The organism is Endozoicomonas sp. ALC013 (genome assembly GCF_049310205.1).
In the GTDB taxonomy this organism is placed as follows: Bacteria; Pseudomonadota; Gammaproteobacteria; order Pseudomonadales; family Endozoicomonadaceae; genus Endozoicomonas.
Map to the genome: position 1 here is coordinate 1 of NZ_JBLYNS010000272.1, position 3443 is coordinate 3443.

Consider the following 3443-nt stretch of genomic DNA (forward strand, 5'->3'; position numbering starts at 1 on the left):
TCGGCTCAGGCTGCAAGCCATGGGGATATCTGAGGATCTGAGTCGGTGGCTGACCGATTGCGCCAGTGCCCTTAACGATGATTTCCGACAGCAACGCATTCCCCTTGAACTGACGTTGCCGCAGCTGCTGCTGGCGGCCGAGCGATTGGGCAGAATCCCCATGGTTTGGTGGCCTGGTGTTCTGAGCTGGGAGTGGGAACCCTATCTGGAAAAAAGTTCATGGGAATTTAAGTGGCCCTATATTCTTGTACAGTCATCAGAAAAGGGATCTTCCAGAGGTTCGGCCAAAAAATCACCGAAGGCTTTCAGTCTGGGCAGGCCCCCGGGTGCGTCCAGAAAATTTCAGGTTACCCGGTTTTTTCCCGTTAAATGGCATGCCAAGCTGTATCGACTAAAACTGCTCACAGCCGATGTGACCACTGATCAGAATTTAGTTATCGGCCTGTTGCCAAGACACCTCGTGGATCAGAGTAATCTTTTGCCCCTGTTAACCGGGCGTACCGATCTGAAAACCGATGAAACCCCCGGGCGCATGACACTGGAACCGGGCCGCAATTGGCAACGATTGCCATCGCTGACTCCCAACGACCGTTTGACCGGTCTGAGATCCATTCCGCAACAGACCAGGCTGGCACAGGATAGGCACACAGGCCAATACTATCTGCGTTCCGAACTCACGGAACCGGAGACGGTAGATTTTATTATTAAACCCGACCGGACTTACTTTCAGCCGTTAACGGCTGATGATCCCATCAACACTCAGCCCTGGCGATGCCCTCCCCTGATCAAAGTACATCTGGATCAGGAGGTTTTCAGCGGGGATCCTGTTCACTTTCCGGGATACCGGAAGTTGCGGGAAATTGGGCTGATAAGCAATCTGGCTGGACGGCTGCTGGCGCTGGTCGATTGGTTCAGAGCTTTTTCTTACGATCGTACTTTTGACGAAACCGGCATCAGTCTGGTCAAGCAATTGTTGCAGGAACAACAGGGAACCTGCCGCCACCGTGCGTTTCTGTTTCAATTACTCTGTCTTTACTGGGGTATTGAAGCCCGAATAGTAAAATCGAAATCACATGCTTTCGTTGAGGTCAGATCCCGCAATGGGTGGCGACTTTGTGATTTATGGGGCGCTGGCAGCTCCAGTATCAGTTACTCATCAGAGCCGACATGGCACAATCTTTACCAGTCAGCCCCAGTGCAGCCAGTCAATTCATCTTGCGGACAGGACGGAGCCGCTGATGGCTGGAACAGGATATTGTCACTGGCCACTTCTCTGCTCCAGCAATGGCAGTGTGTTAGATCTGAATTACCCCAAGAGGTGATAAAACCTATCCAGGACACCTTTCTGGAAACGTTCCGGAAAAATTTCCGCCCCATCCCCATGAACAGGGGGTTATTATCAGATCGAACTTACCCAATATCGCCAGATTGCGAAGGTAATATCGATGCATTCCTGATTGCCTACCATTGGGTGCCGACACAATATTTACAGGCGGCCCGACATGCCATTGACCATTTTTCCACCCTGGCTCCACCGGAAAAAAAAGCCATTATCGACTGGAGCCACTGTATGCTCATCTGGTCAATCGACTATCAGTCTCCCAAAAAGCATCTTTTCTGTCAGTGGTCGGAGTTTGCCTGGCAACTGTATTTGCAAAGCCCGAATGATTTTCCCGTCCTGCCTGTGCAAAGCCTGCAGACCATTATCCGGTTCAATTTTGATCATAATGGCATGGCTCAACGAATAAGCCAGCGCCTGTTTCGGGTTGAGTCCATCAATAAAATTTATCTGAAAAATGTCTGCAACAGTCTGGGGGTTCGCAATTTTTCGCTGCTGCCCCCCTGGGAACAATTGCCACAGGTGGCGGCTACCGAGGTTTATTGGAGTCATGCCTCCCGGGGCAAACCGGATATTGCCCGACTGATCCGTGGTGAGCCCTGTTTCCCGGAAAAATCAACCTCCTACCAGGAAACCAATACCCTGATATTGGCCGCCCAGTTTTTGATCGACAGGGCGTGGGAGACCCTCCGGCAAAGCACCAATAAACTGACCGGTGCCGCCTTTCTTGAGGAACTCCCTGAGCCCCAGACCAACAAAATTTTAGAGGATCACATCGATGATGCAGAAATTAACCGGCAGTTAAATCGCCTGATCGGCGATAAACGCTCTGCTGAAATATATACCCCGGTGATATGTAACGACCTGCAAAGATTCCGGGTCTTGATCGTTGGCAACTTCCGTGAAAACCGGGGAATCATCTTTGAAAGTCCGGCAGGGCAAAACTTCAACCTGATCGGCAGTGGGATTTTTTCTCCGGGTATTGCCCTGGATTGCCGGGAGTCGCTGGGAACCATAAAACGCCTGCTCAATGAACATGATGCAACTATTTTAAGCGGGAATTAGCTAGTACATGGTTTCAATGAGTTTGACGGGTTGTCGTGCCTCCGCACTCCGTTCGCCCTGAGGCTGTCGAAGGACCCATAGGGCCTAAAGGCGGAAACTCCGGACTCTGATAGATCGTGCCAAGCACCCTTCGACTCCGCTCAGGGTGAACGGAGATCGTACACGTCAAACTCATTGAAACTATGTACTAGCGTATCAGGGTACTCCTATGATCAGCCGCGGTATTGCAGGGAGGAACTTTTGCCGGTTTACATCATCTAACTTGACTGACCGACCACAATTACTATCAGAAAAGTACTATTTTCATGCTTCCTATTCAGCCAAGTGATCATTCTGTTGTAACCGCTCAAAAAAGGTTGGCAAGTTCTACAGGCGATCCTTCACAGTCCAGTAAAATCCCTAAAAAAACACCAGAAACCGGGGTTTTGTCCGTCAAAAATGAGCAGTCATATTTAGTCCAACAGGCATCATCAGATAGTGCGCATTCCAGCCCAATCCGTAACGTCACGACCATCACAGATTGCATCAGCCAACTGAAGCAGTCGGTATCACCGATTGGTGATGAATTTCATTTTTGCGGTTCCTTTCGTGGGAATGAAAGGAAGGAGGAGTTGATCCGTCTCTTTCGGGAAGCGACAGGCATCGGTTTTTTTTTTATTATCCGGCATCCGAACGACCTGGATCATCACCCGTTAAGAAGGCTGCACTATTATCCCGCTCCCGGACAAAAAATCGAGCGTCCCGGGCTTATCTATCAGTCAGTGCCCATCACCCTGGTTTTCGATTGTGACAATCTCAGGCCCAGACAGCTGGCCTCATTGAATGAGCTGTTGGAGAATCCACCCCGGCTGGATGGCCCCCCCATCAGCAAGGCAGTCAGCCGGATTGTTCTGGTTAAGGACGATTTAATATACAAGCCTGACGCTCCCGGACCAGATTTCTGGCGTCGGGTATTTGCCTTGAGGAGAACCGATTTTGAAACCGTCCGAGCCTCTAACCCCCGGGCCGTTGTGCCATCCCGGTCGGTAAGCCATCGCAC

General features: G+C 50.7%; 2 protein-coding genes. Both read left to right on the top strand.

All coding sequences use genetic code 11. The annotated features are described in order from the left end of the window. A partial coding sequence (locus ACO6V1_RS23015) for a transglutaminase-like domain-containing protein (RefSeq protein WP_422468812.1) occupies positions 1-2404 on the top strand: 2404 nt, incomplete at its 5' end. 611 nt (positions 2405-3015) lie between these two features. Beyond that, positions 3016-3443, top strand: a 428-nt coding sequence (locus tag ACO6V1_RS23020; RefSeq protein WP_422468814.1) for a hypothetical protein, incomplete at its 3' end; no start/stop codon positions are given.